Source organism: Miltoncostaea oceani (assembly GCF_018141545.1).
GTDB classification, from domain to species: Bacteria; Actinomycetota; Thermoleophilia; order Miltoncostaeales; family Miltoncostaeaceae; genus Miltoncostaea; species Miltoncostaea oceani.
Map to the genome: position 1 here is coordinate 453,721 of NZ_CP064357.1, position 14,164 is coordinate 467,884.

A 14,164-nucleotide genomic window follows, 5' to 3' on the forward strand; every position below is an offset into this window, starting at 1 on the left:
GGCCCATCCCATTCGAGCGTGGTCAGTGATGGTGCCCGGCGGGGACTGACCGCCGTCCCAGACTGCGGAGAGAGCGACCACGATCAGGGCCTGCTTCCGCCCGAGTGTCTAACCACGAAGATCGGATCAGTGGCAAGGGTCGGGCGTCGGGGCGGCCCTAACCGAGGGACCAGTGGACGTAATGACCTGGGGCGTAAAGGATTGCGCCCGGCCCGCCGGGCTGTTTGCGCCCTCGAGGAGGCCTCGCATTGATCTGGACCCGCACCGCTCGCCTCGGCCTCATCGCGCTCGCGGCGCTCATCGCCGCCCCCGCCGCGGCGCTCGGCGCGAACAGCATCTCGATCAGCGGACCCGCCGAGGTCAGACCGGAGGGAATCTGGCCGTTCACGGTCAACCTCGACGATGACGTCGGTGGCGTCAGGGTCGGGCTGCGCCAGCGCGCCGTCACGGTCGGCCCCTGCGGGTTGACGCCGGCCGAACCACCGTTCGAATACGGAGACGTGCACACTCGCCTTGACGTCACCGCCGGCCCGCGGAGCTACAGCGACAGCGTCCGGTTCAATGGAAACCCCGGCCCGCGCTTTGTCTGCGCGTACGCGTTCGACATCAACAGCGGCGCTGTGGTGGCGCGCGCGAGCACTCAGGTGATGGTGCTGCCCGCCGTCGGGACGCTGTCGATCAGCGCCCCAGCCGTCGTCTCCCCTCTACTCGCCGGTACCTTCACCTTCACCCTCAGCGGAACCTTGGAGCCGGGGGCACTGCGCTACCTGTTGGCCACCATCAGACCCTTTGACGGCACCCCCTGCGCCCGGCACCCTGCCGAGATGTACGTGTCGATCGACCCGTTCGGCGTCAGCGGGAACTTCAGCACGACCAAGACGCTCGGCGCCAGTCCCGGTCGTCAGCTGATCTGCGCCTGGCTCGGCTTCCCGGACGGACCTGAGGGACCCACAGGTCAGGGAACTTCCTTCGACCCTTACCCAGTCGCGGTCGCTCAGGCGGTAGTCGATGTCCAGACAACTCCCCCGGTCGCCCCCGGGCCCCGTCCGAGAGCAGCCGCGCCGAAGCTGCTGCGAGCCACCGTCACCGGGCGGACCGTCGTTGCCCGCTACCGGGTGACGCAGCCGGGGCAGCTGACCGTCCGCCTCATCGGCCGTGGAGCCAACCGGGTGATCGCTCGCCGGTATCTGGAGACTGCCTCCACCGTGACGGTCCGCTACACCCGTTCGAGGTCGCTTCGGCCCGGCGCCTACCGGATCTCGGCGGTGTATGGGGTGTTGGATCGACGTGTCTCCCTTCCCTCCGCCCGGACGGTGCGTCTCCGCTAGACCCCGCATGTAGCCTCCGCCAATGGACTTCAGCCCGCTTCGCGGCGCTAGCGCCCTCCCGGAGAATCAAGGATGAGCACCGCCAACGCGACATGGAGCTGGGCTGCCGAGGAACTGCCGGCGGCCGACGACGACGGTTTTATCCAGGTCCCCATCGATCTCGACTTCGCGTCGGCGCTCAGCGCGGTCGTCACGGTGCGGGCCACCTTCGCCACAGCTGGCGCCCCTGAGGTCCTTCACTCGGCCGCGCTGCGCTGCGTCCTCCAGGACACTATTGCCGGCGATTCCTGGTTCCCCGTCGACACCTTCGTCATCAACGACGGAACCCCGAACGGGGCTTGTCGGGTTACCTGCCCCATGGGGACTCAGTGCCCGCCTCCTGTTCCAGCCTGTGGTTCATCGCTGGGGCGGCTTCGCTTTCAACGACTGCTCGGGAGTGCTTCCCCCCACCGGGATCGGGGACGACCTCGTCTCGAGGCCCTGTTCTGAAGATCACAGTCTGGCCGCTTCGAACATCCACGTGACGGCACTGCTCCGCACGATGTAGACCAAAGGCGCCGCGTCGGGGAGATGACCGTGAAAACCGGCGGGTGAGTTGGGTGCTGGCCGACACCGTCGGGAGGCCGCAGCAGAGCCGGCGGCGCCCGCGCCGCCTACGGGACGACCCGGCGCGCTGGTATCCGCGGGGCCCTGAGACCTGGGGGTGATCGCCCCGAGCCGGCGAGGGGATCGTTGAAGCGCCCCAAGAACGCTGAGAACACCTCGGGAGTCAGTCCGGCGACCTACTGCCGAACCGACTCCCGATCTACCCGGATGGAGGTGGCGCCTTCGAAGGCGCGTCCTCCCATCGTTAGCTCAGACCGTCTACAGGAATAGTCCGCGTTCAGGGTCTCGATGCGGAGCGTCCCACGGACGGGATCTCGACATCCAGGCGAGTTCGCTTCTCGAACCGAACCCCACTCACCGACAGGGTCGCGATCCCAGGCCCTCTTGCTGACACCCCGATCTCCCTCCGAGGACCGAGAGGGCAGGATGCTCACCGCTTACTAGGCGGCGAGTGCGAGACGATTGTCGGCGTCTGTCCGATTGCCGGTTTTTTCACAGGGCCGCCGGCACCCTGTCCTGCGAGTCTGAGCCGTGGATGAGAGTCGAGACCGATTCACCCCCGAGCTGATCTCGAAGATAACACGGACGTCTACATGTGCACGGGTGATCTGCACTAGTCGCGGTGGGTTCGGTACCGCAGCGTCCGGGGTTAGCTCATAGACTGAGCTCCTGGTGAACACAACAGGAGGTCATCCGATGGCCGATCCGCCGCAGGAATCGACGGAGGCGTCGGCCGGCGAGGCAGCCGGTGCCGAGCAGGCAGGCTCGCCCACGAGGCCTGAGCGAGGTTCGGTCGGTGAGGTGATCTACGAGCGCGTCCAGGCCCTCACGAGCCAGGGGGTCTCGAAGACCGACGCGTTCAATACCGTCGCCTCCGAACAGAACCGGCGGGCCGGGACCGTGGCGGCGAACTACTACCGGGTCGCCCGCATGCGCGGGGAGGGCCGCCCGCGGAGCACGAGTGGTTCAGCCGGCGCCGGTCGTAAGGGCCAAGGCCCTCGCGCCGCGCGCGGCCGGCGCCGGGGCTCGGGCACACCGGCTGCCTTGGCCGCGCTCGAGAGCGCCCTGGGGGATCTGCGGCGTGCCATGGAGGCCGATCAGGCGAGGCTGAGCGAGCTCGAGGCCTTCAAGCAGTCGGTGACCCAGCTGATGCGCTGAGAGGTGGTCAGGGGCCCGGAGGGCCTGACTCAGAGCCGCATCCGCCAGGTCTCGGGGACCGCTTCGAGCCCTGCGCTGGAGGCGCGGAGGTGGTCCTGGATCCGCAGCGAGGAGATGCCGTCCTCGCTGCGGATCTGCTCGATCGCCCCGCGTCGCCGGTCGACCCCCATCCGGTGGATCTCCAGGTCGCTCCAGGAGACCCTGCCCGTGGCCGCCCGGTAGCGCCCCTCGGCGCGTAGGTAGGTCCTCGGCGCGGAGCGGATCTCTTCCAGCAGCCCCTCTCCTTCGGGGAGCCGGTGCGCGGGAACGCAGGCCAGGCGCTCCCGACCGCAGCGGGGGCACCCGAGAACAACCGCGTCGCGGGTGTCGTTGGCGCTCCAGGCGGCGTCCCGGTGGTAGCAGGGGCCGGCGTCGCCGCACAGCTCCGCAACGTGGCGCACCGCCCGGGCGCCGTCGAGTTCCCCGTCCATGTCCGCGCTCTGGGAACTGGGCGCACCGTCAAGGCCGAGGACGTGCGTGGGTGGGATGTGGATCGGTTCCCCATGAGCCACCATGACCGCTCCGATCGCTCTCTCGATCAGATCACGGACCGAGGCTGCGTGCCGGGTCGGCTTCAGGACGCAGGAGACCTCGGTCCCGATCTGCCGGCCTTCGGGTGTCACGCCGGTCGTTCGCAGGCCGAGCCGGAGATCCACGAACTCGCGGCTGATCGACCGGGGGTCGCAGATGAGGAAGTAGTCCGCCTTCCAGCCGGCCTCCCGGAGCCGGCGCCGGTGATCGATGAGGACGGAAAGATCGCAGTTGGCCTGCACCCGCCGGCGCGTCAGGTCCAAGCTGTGAAGGCCGACCGACTCGGGTACGAGGAGCCCTCTTCGGACGGAGCGTCGAAGCTGTGAGGGGATGCTGTGTGCGACGAGCGCGTCGGGTGCCGCGCCTCTCATCGACCACATGAGGCGCTCCTCCCCGAGGCCGACAAGACGCGCCGCGATCGGCCCGTAGGCCTCGTCATCGCGGATCGACCCGAGACGACCCGAGACCGGGTCGCCCGGGTGGAGTCTCATCCAGGCCAGCGCGCGGTCGAGGTCGGCGAAGGAGATCGGCCAGGGACCCTCGGCCATCGCACGGACCGCGGCGAGGTCGCCGCGCGCGATCGCCTCGCGCAGCGGCGCTTCATCTTCGATGCTGATGGTGATTGGTGTCTGACGCATGGTCTGCCGGCGCTCCTCACCAGTGAATGTAGGCCGGAGACTGCGAAGTGGCGCACGCAGCCCCATCCCTGCGCTCGCCCGAACGGTGGCGCCGGTGTCCGAGGTCCGTGGCGAGGGCGAAAAACGGCATCGCCTCGCGCGGCCGGGAGCATGCTGGGCAGCTGATGCGGCTCCCGAACCCCATGCGCCGAGGCCTGACCCTGGTGGAGATGATCGTCGTGATCGGGATCCTCCTGACGATCTCGCTCTTCAGCATCTACTCACTGGTCGGTGATGACAACGCGATCGAGAACCGGCGGGTCGCGACCAACCTCACGCTGGCCTACGACGCCGCCAAGCAGAACTGGGACAAGCAGTCGAGCTACGGGACGACGGCGGCGATCATCTCGACGGTCGAGGAAGCCGAAGCCGGTCTGGACGTCTCGACCACCGGCATCCCCCAGGGGGGCGACCCCGGGCAGCTGCGGCTGTATGTGATCAACGCCCAGCAGCTGTCGTTCTGCGCCCAGTCCCGGTCGCTCAAGTACTTCTGCCTCACCGCGGACGAGGAAGGACGCCTGCAGGCTGCGAGCTCGGGCGCCGACGCGAAGAGGCTCGGCCGCTCCTGGGGCGAGAGCATCGATGACGCCCTCTGCTTCCTGCCGCGACGCGAAGGCCCGCCCTACGCCTGCAACGACGAGCGCGGCGGCCCCAGCTGGTCGGTCGGGCAGACGGGCGAGAGCGAGAGCCCCGGAGACGTCGAAGCCCCGACGCTGACCCTCTCGGCGCCGAAGTCCACCAACGCCGGCGCGGTCAGCGTCACCTGGGCGCTCGAGGGCCAGGTCACGCAGGCGAAGTGCGGCATCGACATCCCCGCCGGGACCACGCTCAGCGCCGACTGCGACACCTTGAGCGCCCATAGCTTCGGCGGCTCGACACCTCTGAGTGCCGGTAGCCACACGCTCTCGGTCCAGGTGAAGGGCCCGGGCGGCTCGAGCGCGCGTCGCGACATCACCTACACGCGGACCGGCGGCAGTGGGGCCGGCTCGACCGATGGGTCCTTCTACCGTCAGCTGATCCTCGCGGACAACCCCATCGCCTACTGGCGCCTCGCGGAGACCTCCCCTGCGGAGGGCGCCAAGAACGAAGCCGACCCGACCGGGCCACGCCTCGCCTACAGCCCGGGGACGAACCTCGGCCGACCCGGCCTGGTCTCATCGGACCCGGCGACCTCGGCGAACTTCGACGGCACCACCACCCGCGCCTACTCCCTGGCGCTCCACCCGACCCTGATCGGCGAGGACAGGAACCTCACGCTCGAGGCCTGGGTCAACCTGACGCGGCTGCCGAACCGCGGGATCATCGCGAAGATCGGCTGCGGCAACGAGAGCCAGATCGGTGAGCCCTCCTGCGGCGGCGACGGTTTCGGGTTCGGCATCGGGCGCGGCGACGGTACCGGGGCCGACGGCAACGGCGCGCACCTGACCGTCGCCCTCGAGGGAGTCCGCTGGGTTCCCTCGGGCTACTCGTTCCCGCGCGAGGGCATCTACCACGTCGCCGTCACCGTGGACTCGGCGAAGACGCTCCGCTTCTACGTCGACGGCGAGCGCGTCGGCCAGGCCTCGGTGACGGACCTGCGCGGTTCGAGTCGCACGGTGTCGATCGGCGGCTACAACATCTCCAACTCCGGCGGCCGCTTCTTCAGCGGCGGTGTCAGCGACGTCGCCATCTACACCCGGGCGCTCGGTCCCGAGGAGATCCGCGAGCACGCTCTCGCGGGCGCGCGGGCCTCGAACGCCCCCAGTACGATCCTCGCCGACTGGAGCTTCGGCACCTCTGACGGGGCGACAGTCGCCGACACCTCGGGGAACGCGCGCACCCTCAACCTGGTGGGCAGCCCGATCGTCCGGCCCGGCAGCGGACCCTTCGCCGGCCGACAGGTGATGCGCTTCAACGGCTCCAGCCAGTATGGGACGCTCCCCGGGGGCATCGACCTTCGCAACCGCTCCTTCTCGATCGCGACCTGGCTGAACGCCTCCTCACTCGGGGCTCAGAGGTGCTGGTTCACCAACAGCTACGGTCTCAACACCGCTCAGGCCTACCACAACTGCACGCGGGCCAGCAACGGAATCACGACAGCCTTCTACGGGGAGGACCTCGACACCGTCGGGGGAGTGTTCGCGGACGCCAACTGGCATCACGTGGTCATGGTCTATGACAAGGCTGCCGACCGCTCGCGGATCTACATGGACGGTGAGGAGATCCCCGCCAGCCACTATCTCGGGGGCACCAACCCGAACGCCGGGCCACTGACAGGCGGTGGAGCAGCGACCCTCGAGGTGGCACGCGCCGCACTCTCCAACAGCAACCACTGGGCTGGCGACATCGCCCAGCTGACCGTCTACGGGGAGCCGCTGAACGCATCGAAGGTGCGGGCCCTCTACCGCGACATCGCCGGCTGAGGAATCCCGGCCGGCGCCGGGAGCTCGGCTAAGGTCTCAGAGATGGGACGAGGACGACAGACTCCAGCACACGGACCGGCCGCGATCACCCACGGAGGTTCGGGCGAAGCGTCAGTCGCCTCCCTTCTCGCATCGTTGCGCGCGGAGGCAGTGAGGGTCCGCCGGGACGGCACTCCTGAGGCATGGGCCGGCGCCGGCGCGGCGCTCGACGCCGTCATGGCGAGCCCGAGTCCGGCGAAGGTGCTCGGCCGTCTCGCGCAGACGCCCGACCTCGAGACCCTCCTGCCGGACATCGCGATCCAGGTCGGGTTCGACCAGCGGTCCCCGTACCACCCCGAGGGCGACCTGTTCGTCCACACCCACGGCGTCCTCGAGCGCATCAGCGCGCTCACCGATGACCCGGATCTGCGCTGGGCGGCACTCCTCCACGACTCGGGTAAGCCCGAGTCCTTCTGGCTCGATGACAAGGGAGTCGGCCACTTCTACCAGTCGCGCACCTCGGGCACGGAGAACCATGAGGTCGTCTCCGCCCGGATCGCCCGGCGTGTCCTCGCCGCGTTCGCCATCGCCCCTGACCGCGCCCGGAGGATCGAGCGGATCGTCCGCAGTCACATGCGGCTCCGCTTCGAGACCGAGAAGGCGGCGCGCCGGTTCATCGACAAGGTCGGCCCGGATCTGGTCGAGCCCCTGCTCATCCACCGCCAAGCCGATCACGAGGGCGAAGGGTCCGCGGAGGACTCGATCGGGCGGATGCGTGCGCTGATCGCCAAGGCGTCGTCGCCAGCCCCCGCGGCCGCCAAGGGCGGACTCTCGGTCGACGGCGGAGCCCTGAAGGGCATCGGGATCACCGGCCCTCGGATCGGCGAGGTGATCGCCACCCTGCGCTCCGAGGTCTCATCGGGCTCGCTCGTCAACGAGCGCGAGGCGCTGCTCACCCGAGCCCGGTCCCTCTCCTAGGGAACGAGCTTCGGTGGGGGCGGGCCCGACATGGGCCTCTCCCCCACCGGCTCCGCAGCTCAGCCGGCCGGGGGCGCCCCGGTGCCGAAGGCGTCGGCGGCCGCCAGCAGTCGCTCGAACTCGCGTAGCTTCGCGCCCGCCCGCTCGTAGTCCCCGGCATCCCAGAGGCGCTGGTACTCGGCGTAGGCGGCCGATGCCCGGTTGACGATGTCCCGGAGGTCGCTCGGAAGCTCGGCCCCCTCAGGGGTCTCCCCGCCACCTGAGCGCAGCAGAGCCGCCTCGAGGGCCGACGCGAAGTCAGCCCCGTAGGCGATCCGGCCGTCGCCGAAGGAGACAACCACCTGCCAGAGGGTCGGCAGGCTGTCCGAGGAGGAGTCCAGGTAGAGCGGCTGGACGTAGAGCAGGCCCTTACCGACCGGCACCACGATCGTGTTGCCGCGGCGCACCTGGTCCTTTCGGACACCGATCTGCGCCGAGAGCTCGGGGTCGCGCCCGACGTTGGCGGTGAAGGTGTCCACCGAGTCGAGCGGCGCGGGCCCGTCGGAGGTGAAGCGCAGGACCGACAGGTCCCCGAAGTCCTCCGGCTCGTTACTGGCCGCGAGCCAGGCCGAGAAGCCGATGCCCCGACCCTTGGTAGCGGGCTTGAAGTAGCGGATCAGCGAGAACCGCTCGTTCTCCTCGCCCGTCAGCCGCGCGTAGGTGAAGCGGGCCGGGCTGGTCACACGCCGGCCCTCGGCGCCGGGGCCGGTGGTCTCGACCGTGGGCGCCCAGGCGTCGTCGTTGTTGAAGAAGCGGTCGACGTCCTCGATGTGGAAGCGCCCGAGGGCGGCGGCCTGATAGTCGAAGGCGTCCTCGCCGTAGCGCATGTGCGCGGCGATCTCCTCGGGCATCTTCTCCCGGGCGGTGAACAGCGAGGGGTAGACCTGCTGCCAGGTCCGGATGAGCGGGTCCTCCGTGTCGGTCACGTAGAGCTTGGTCTCGCCGCTGTAGGCGTTCATGACCGCGGTGACGGCCTGGCGCTGGTAGTTCACGCCCTCGAAGCGGGCCGAGTAGGGGTAGCGGTCGGTCGCGGTGTAGGCGTTCAGCATCACCCACACCTGCTTGTCGGCGACCACGAAGTAGGGGTCCTCGTCCAGCTTCAGGAAGGGGGCGAGCTCACCGACGCGCGAGCGGATGTCGCGCTTGACCAGAAGCTGCGAGTCCTCACCGCCGGTCTGCCCGAGCGCGTTCCAGAGGCGCCGGCCGCCGCCGATGTAGGGCAGGCCGCCGAGGGAGACCACCGCGGCGAGCTTGTGGTCGGAGACCGGGATGCCGGCGCCCTTCCAGGACCGCACCGGGGCGTTGGTGAACCCGTCGGGCTGGTCGGTGTTCACGACCGCCCACGGAGACTCGTGGGCGCCGAAGTAGATCTCCTCGCGCGACAGGGGCTCTGGCAGGCCGGCGACCGGCAGGCCCGACACCACGAAGCGCGGGCGCCCGGCGGCGTCGATCTCGTTGACCGGCGCCATGACGACGCCCTTGCCGTGGGTGAAGGAGAAGTGGCGGCGCTGGAAGTCCTCGACCGCCTCGTAGTCGACCTCGCGGCCGAAGACGAACATGGTCGTCTTGGTGCCGTTGCGGTCGTAGCGGTCGAGGTCCGCGTCGTTGAAGGTGTAGTAGCGGTTCAGGGCCTGGAGGCGCCTGGCCGCGTTGATCGCCGGCTCGTAGTCGAGGAACCGGACCGAGGACAGGGCGGCCGGGGCGGTCTCGATCGACTGCCGGTTCACCCCGCCACGGGTGTACTGCGCATCCACGTAGCGGATGTCGTTCAGCGCGGCCGCGGTCCGCGTGGCCCTGATCGTGTCCTGGATCTGATCGCGCTCCACCTGCAGAGGCGAGCCGCGCAGCACGACGCCGTCATAGAGCGCGGTGCCGATGGGAGCCAAGGCGGAGATCAGCACGCCGAAGATCGCAACGACGAATCCGACGGCCGCTCGGTGCCCGGCGACAGCCTCACCGGTCACCTTGTCGCGCAGCACGGATCGCACACAGACCAGGCCGATGGAACCGACGATCAGAAGACCGAGCCACCACCAGGAAGCGAACAGGCACAGGCACAGGCCGAAGACGACCCAGGCGATCGCACCGCCCCTCCAGAGGTTCACGGCGCCGAGGCCCCAGATCCGTCGCGACAAGGCGGGGATGGCGATGGCGATGATCAGCAGTCCGAGGACGCCCATCGCCGGGGCCGCGACGGTCGCGGTGGGGATCCCGATCGCGAGGCCGGCGGCACCGGGGCCGGCGACGACCTCGCCCCCGCGCGCCATGCCGGTCCAGCGGCTGATCCACTCGCCGGCGGCGAGGAGGATCAACACGAGCCCGAGGTAGGCGAGGTTCACATCGAACGCCCGGCGGAAGGTCAGCTTGTCGTTCGGCCTCCACCCACGCTCATCGGCGAGCATCGCACTGCAGACCAGGTAGGCCAGGCCGAAAACCAGGTTCACCGCGATCGCCAGGAGCACCAGCGTCGCGAATCCCCCCATGAGGGGTGCCTGGAAGATGAAGAAGCTGAGATCTCGTCCGAAGACCGGATCACTCGTGCCGAACGGGGCCGCGTTCCGGGCGGCCAACACCTCATCGCGCTTGGAGACGAAGCCGAAGCCGAGCACGAATGCGTTGACGGTGAAGGATACGAGCGCCAGCGAGAAGGCTCCCCGCCGAGACGCGCGGACTTCGACGGGCGCCGCCACGGAGCCCGGCTCGTCGTAGGACCGAGGCCTCGAGGAGGCGCCCAGATTCTCGAGCTCGGCTGCGCGCACCTTTCGGCCGAGCGCCAGGAACGGTGTGGCAAGGACCGCCGCGACCAGCATCCCGGCCACGACCAGCCAGATGCTCGTGCTCAGGCGCGTCTCGAAGGCGGCTCGCATGTCGACGCTCTCGAACAGCAGGCCGGTGATGGTGACGTCGGCCCAGACGCGCAGGGCGAAGTAGGCGAGGATCATCAGTGCCAGCGCGGCGGGGATCAGTGCAGCGGCCCAGGCCATCCACCGGTGTGAGTTGTGAGGCATTTTTGTGAGGTGATCTCCTGTTCGGGACGTGGGTACCGAAACTACGTCGGCGATCCACCCTCGCCGCACGGATCTCGCCGAGTACGCGGTGATCTCAGTGATGCGCCGACCCGCAGGCGTCGTAGTCTGTGAGTGTCAGCACGAGACGGCGAAGCCCAGGAGAACAACGGATGTCAGCAGAGCGCGCAGAGTTCCTTCGGAGTGAGATCGACCGACTCGCCCACGCCTACTACGCGCTCGACTCTCCGGTCGCCGACGACGCCACCTACGACGAGCTCTTCGCCGAGCTCGTCGCCCTCGAGGAGGCGGACCCGTCGCTGCTGACCGCGGACTCTCCGAGTCAGCGGGTCGGAGGCACCGCCCTGGAGATGTTCTCCCCCGCGCCGCACCCGGCGCCGATGCTGAGCCTGGCGAACGCCAAGAGCGCCGATGACCTTCGGGCCTTCGATGCGCGGGTGCGGCGCCTGCTCGGAGACGACCCGGCCGCGGCCTACGCCCTCACCTATGCGGCGGAGCCGAAGATCGACGGCCTCGCCGTCAGCCTGATCTACCGCGACGGCATCCTCGAGCGCGGCGCGACCCGCGGCGACGGTGTCACCGGTGAGGACATCACCGCGAACCTCCGGACGGTCCGCAGCATCCCGCTGCGCCTGGCGATGGCGGACCCGCCGGCCATGATCGAGGTCCGCGGTGAGGTCTACCTGCCGGACGCCGGGTTCCAGCGTCTCAACGACGAGCGGACGGCCGCAGGCCTGCCGCTCTACATGAACCCCCGCAACGCGGCGGCGGGCGCCGTCCGCCAGCTCGACTCGCGCGAGGCCTCGCGTCGCCCGCTGGCGTTCTTCGCCTACGCGGTCGGTGTCAGCGACGGCATCACCTTCGACTCCCAGAGCGGCGCGATGGCCTGGCTCGGGCAGGCCGGGTTCGTCGTGAACCCCCGCAGCAGCGTCTGCGCGGACATCGAGGAGGTCATCGTCGCGGTGGAGGCGCTCGGGATCGAGCGTCCGACGATCGGCTACGAGATCGACGGCGTCGTCATCAAGGTCGACCAGCTGGCGATCCAGCGGCGCCTCGGGGCGGCCGGCAAGGACCCCCGCTGGGCCGTGGCCTTCAAGTTCCCGCCGAGCCAGCGCACCACCAAGCTCCTCGACATCGCCGTCAACGTCGGCCGCAGCGGGATCCTGATCCCGGTTGCGGTCCTCGAGCCGGTCCTTGTCGGCGGCACCCGCGTCAGTTCGGCGACCCTCCACAACCAGGAGGACATCGACCGCAAGGGCCTGCGCATCGGCGACACGGTCATCATCCAGCGCGCCGGGGACGTCATTCCCCAGGTCGTCGGCCCGGTCATTGCCGAGCGCGACGGCAGCGAGCGCCAGTGGACGATGCCCACCCACTGCCCGGCCTGCTCGGGTCCGGTCACCAAGGTGCCGGGCGAGGTCGCTCACCGCTGCTCCAACGAGGACTGCTCGAACAGGGACCTGGAGCGGATCAAGCACTGGGTCGGGCGCGATTCGATGGACATCGAGGGTGCCGGGGTCGGTGTCGTCTCGACCCTCTACGCGGCGGGCCTGGTGCGGCGCCCGATTGACCTCTACAGCCTTCGCGCCGACCAGCTCGTGGACCTGGAGGGCTTCGGCGCCCGGTCCGCCGAGAAGCTCGTCGCCGCGATCGCGGGCTCGGTCAACCAGCCCTTCTCGCGCGTCCTGCGCTCGCTCGGCATCCCCCACGTCGGTCGGACCGTCTCTCCCCTGCTGACCCGGCGTTTCTGCGACATCGAGGGCCTGAGCGCGGCGAGCGTCGAGGAGGTCTGCCAGATCGACGGTGTCGGTCCGATGATCGCCGAGTCGCTCGTCGGCTGGCTCGCGCTCCCGGCCAACCAGCTCCTGATCCAGGAGATGCGCGCGGTAGGCCTGCCCCTGGCCGAGGAGGAGCAGCCGGAGGCGTCGGTCTCCTCCGACTCCCTGGCCGGGAAGACCTTCGTCCTGACCGGATCGCTGGTCTCGGGCGGCCGCGACCTCGCCAAGGCCCGCATCGAGTCCCTCGGCGGGAAGGTCTCCGGCTCGATCTCGGCCAAGACCACCGCCCTGATCTGCGGCGAGGGGGGCGGCGGCAAGCGGGCCAAGGCCGAGGGCCTCGGTGTCGCGGTCCTGAGCGAGGACGAGTTCGAGCAGATGATGGTCGAGGCCGGCGAGGCCGTCCGATGAGCGCCCCCTGGATGGTCGCCAAGGTCTGCCAGGCGGAGGAGCTGCTCCACCAGGCGACCGAGCTGCTGCGGCGAGCCGGTCACGAGGTCGCCAGTGCCCCCGGGGCTCCTGAGGACACGCCGGCACGGACGGCTGTCTGCCGGGACCTCAACGCGCTGACGGCTCACATCGAGGAGAGCCGCCGCATGATCGGCCCCGTGGTCCGGGACATCGCCGCCCTCATCCCCGATCCGGCCTGAGGGGGCGGGGCGAGAATCCCGCGCGGGTGAGTGCGCCCGAGCACACTCACCCGGTGAACTTCACTCAACCCCTTGGTGAGGACGGGCTGCCGGCATCCGGCGGACGTCGCACACCGCAGACAACTCCCACCTCCCGGCGCCCCGCCCCGCGCCAGGCCTCCCGTCAGCCCGCACCCGTCTCCGGAGTGCCAACCCTCACACCGGAGGGAGTGGCCATGCGCCAGGCCCGGCTCGGCGAACTCGAGCTGGAGCTACGCGAGCTCAGCCAGCGCCTGAAGAGCGCCCGTGAGGGCGGCTCCTCCGCCGACGACGTGGAATGGGACGACGTCCGCGATCGCCAGGCCTCCGTGACCGCGGAGATCTCCCGGATCGAGCAGGAGCTGCGCGTCTGCCAGATCGTCGACCCTTCCAAGATGGCGACGGACCGGGTCGCCGTAGGGATGGCCGTGCGGCTGAAGGACCTGAACAACCCGGACGCGCCCCCGTCGGTCTACGCGATGGTCGGGGACCGCGAGGGTGATCCGATGAGGAAGCGCCTCTCCCCCCAGAGCCCCCTCGGGGCGGCGCTGCTCGGAGCCGTCGTCGGGCAGGAGGTGGGGATCAACACCCCACGTGGCCCTCGCCGCTACCGGGTGCTGGCGATCGCACCCGCTCCGGTCGGCTAGACCAGACCGGCGAGCAGGTCGGCGAGCTCGCCGACCAACCAGAGAGTCCCGACGGCCGCGGCGAGGCCGGCGAGGGCGCGGCTGATCTCCGCCGGTCCCGGGTGATGGAGAGACCCCATCAGAGCGACCCGGCGACCAGGAGCGCGCCGATCGCGAGGCAGGTTGCAAGTGCCAGCATCCGCTCACGCCGCGTCGATATCAGCCCGCCGCCGGACGACTCGGTCTCATCGCCCGGGGGCTGGAAGGAGACCAGCGCGCACAGGACGATCACGATCCCGGCGTAGACGATCAGCTGGACGACGTTCATCGCA

At 69.7% G+C, this 14,164-nt stretch carries 12 protein-coding genes and 1 other RNA gene; 8 read left to right on the forward strand and 5 right to left on the reverse strand.

Features of this window, described 5'->3' with window-relative positions:
• The first annotated feature begins 248 nt into the window (after nucleotides 1-248).
• Together IU369_RS21185 and IU369_RS21190 are read left to right on the forward strand one after the other, a co-directional pair.
• Nucleotides 249-1,328 carry a hypothetical protein gene (locus IU369_RS21185; protein WP_217924443.1) on the forward strand — a complete coding sequence of 360 codons (1,080 nt, stop codon included), beginning with the start codon at nucleotides 249-251 and terminating at the stop codon, nucleotides 1,326-1,328.
• A 72-nt stretch (nucleotides 1,329-1,400) separates the two neighbouring features.
• Complete coding sequence (locus IU369_RS21190) at nucleotides 1,401-1,817, forward strand: hypothetical protein (RefSeq protein ID WP_217924444.1); 417 nt, start codon at nucleotides 1,401-1,403, stop codon at nucleotides 1,815-1,817.
• A 322-nt stretch (nucleotides 1,818-2,139) separates the two neighbouring features.
• Here the strand turns inward: IU369_RS21190 and ssrA are convergent.
• Nucleotides 2,140-2,495: a transfer-messenger RNA gene (gene ssrA, locus IU369_RS23905) on the reverse strand.
• A 135-nt stretch (nucleotides 2,496-2,630) separates the two neighbouring features.
• Here ssrA and IU369_RS21195 point away from each other — a divergent pair.
• Complete coding sequence (locus IU369_RS21195) at nucleotides 2,631-3,092, forward strand: hypothetical protein (protein WP_217924445.1); 462 nt, start codon at nucleotides 2,631-2,633, stop codon at nucleotides 3,090-3,092.
• A gap of 29 nt (nucleotides 3,093-3,121) precedes the next feature.
• Here the strand turns inward: IU369_RS21195 and IU369_RS21200 are convergent, their stop codons facing one another.
• Entirely contained in the window at nucleotides 3,122-4,366 is a 1,245-nt protein-coding gene (locus tag IU369_RS21200) for a hypothetical protein (protein WP_217924446.1), read from the reverse strand.
• Nucleotides 4,367-4,464: 98 nt separating this feature from the next.
• Here IU369_RS21200 and IU369_RS21205 point away from each other — a divergent pair, with 98 nt between their 5' ends.
• Both IU369_RS21205 and IU369_RS21210 read left to right on the forward strand, forming a co-directional pair.
• Nucleotides 4,465-6,741 (forward strand): LamG-like jellyroll fold domain-containing protein, encoded by a 2,277-nt coding sequence (locus tag IU369_RS21205; RefSeq protein WP_217924447.1) that lies wholly within the window; start codon nucleotides 4,465-4,467, stop codon nucleotides 6,739-6,741.
• 150 nt (nucleotides 6,742-6,891) lie between these two features.
• Complete coding sequence (locus tag IU369_RS21210; protein ID WP_217924448.1) at nucleotides 6,892-7,698, forward strand: HD domain-containing protein; 807 nt, start codon at nucleotides 6,892-6,894, stop codon at nucleotides 7,696-7,698.
• 59 nt (nucleotides 7,699-7,757) lie between these two features.
• Here IU369_RS21210 and IU369_RS21215 read toward each other — a convergent pair whose 3' ends face one another.
• Nucleotides 7,758-10,721 (reverse strand): UPF0182 family protein, encoded by a 2,964-nt coding sequence (locus IU369_RS21215; protein ID WP_217924449.1) that lies wholly within the window; start codon nucleotides 10,719-10,721, stop codon nucleotides 7,758-7,760.
• A gap of 194 nt (nucleotides 10,722-10,915) precedes the next feature.
• Here IU369_RS21215 and ligA point away from each other — a divergent pair, with 194 nt between their 5' ends.
• From ligA to IU369_RS21230, 3 genes are all read left to right on the forward strand, one after another.
• Nucleotides 10,916-12,949, forward strand: coding sequence for an NAD-dependent DNA ligase LigA (ligA, locus tag IU369_RS21220; RefSeq protein WP_217924450.1), 2,034 nt, complete (start codon nucleotides 10,916-10,918; stop codon nucleotides 12,947-12,949).
• Nucleotides 12,946-13,188 (forward strand): hypothetical protein, encoded by a 243-nt coding sequence (locus IU369_RS21225; protein WP_217924451.1) that lies wholly within the window; start codon nucleotides 12,946-12,948, stop codon nucleotides 13,186-13,188. Before ligA ends, IU369_RS21225 begins: the two co-directional genes overlap by 4 nt.
• Before the next feature lie 185 nt (nucleotides 13,189-13,373).
• Nucleotides 13,374-13,853: a GreA/GreB family elongation factor gene (locus IU369_RS21230; protein WP_281426259.1), complete on the forward strand. Its 480-nt coding sequence runs from the start codon at nucleotides 13,374-13,376 to the stop codon at nucleotides 13,851-13,853.
• On the opposite strand, the gene IU369_RS23700 is transcribed toward IU369_RS21230, so the two are convergent.
• Both IU369_RS23700 and IU369_RS21235 read right to left on the reverse strand, forming a co-directional pair.
• Complete coding sequence (locus IU369_RS23700) at nucleotides 13,850-13,972, reverse strand: hypothetical protein (RefSeq protein ID WP_281426260.1); 123 nt, start codon at nucleotides 13,970-13,972, stop codon at nucleotides 13,850-13,852. The genes IU369_RS21230 and IU369_RS23700 overlap by 4 nt on opposite strands.
• Entirely contained in the window at nucleotides 13,972-14,160 is a 189-nt protein-coding gene (locus IU369_RS21235) for a hypothetical protein (RefSeq protein ID WP_217924453.1), read from the reverse strand. Before IU369_RS21235 ends, IU369_RS23700 begins: the two co-directional genes overlap by 1 nt.
• Nucleotides 14,161-14,164: the final 4 nt, after the last annotated feature.

What these genes read in the sequence shown, in the direction of transcription:
- IU369_RS21225 (WP_217924451.1), top strand. Translation starts at nt 12,946, where the DNA reads ATGAGCGCCCCCTGGATGGTCGCCAAGGTCTGCCAGGCGGAGGAGCTG.
- IU369_RS21190 (WP_217924444.1), top strand. Translation starts at nt 1,401, where the DNA reads ATGAGCACCGCCAACGCGACATGGAGCTGGGCTGCCGAGGAACTGCCG.
- IU369_RS23700 (WP_281426260.1), bottom strand. Translation starts at nt 13,972, where the DNA reads ATGGGGTCTCTCCATCACCCGGGACCGGCGGAGATCAGCCGCGCCCTC.
- ligA (WP_217924450.1), top strand. Translation starts at nt 10,916, where the DNA reads ATGTCAGCAGAGCGCGCAGAGTTCCTTCGGAGTGAGATCGACCGACTC.
- IU369_RS21195 (WP_217924445.1), top strand. Translation starts at nt 2,631, where the DNA reads ATGGCCGATCCGCCGCAGGAATCGACGGAGGCGTCGGCCGGCGAGGCA.
- IU369_RS21215 (WP_217924449.1), bottom strand. Translation starts at nt 10,721, where the DNA reads ATGGCCTGGGCCGCTGCACTGATCCCCGCCGCGCTGGCACTGATGATC.
- IU369_RS21235 (WP_217924453.1), bottom strand. Translation starts at nt 14,160, where the DNA reads ATGAACGTCGTCCAGCTGATCGTCTACGCCGGGATCGTGATCGTCCTG.
- IU369_RS21200 (WP_217924446.1), bottom strand. Translation starts at nt 4,366, where the DNA reads ATGGGGCTGCGTGCGCCACTTCGCAGTCTCCGGCCTACATTCACTGGT.
- IU369_RS21205 (WP_217924447.1), top strand. Translation starts at nt 4,465, where the DNA reads ATGCGGCTCCCGAACCCCATGCGCCGAGGCCTGACCCTGGTGGAGATG.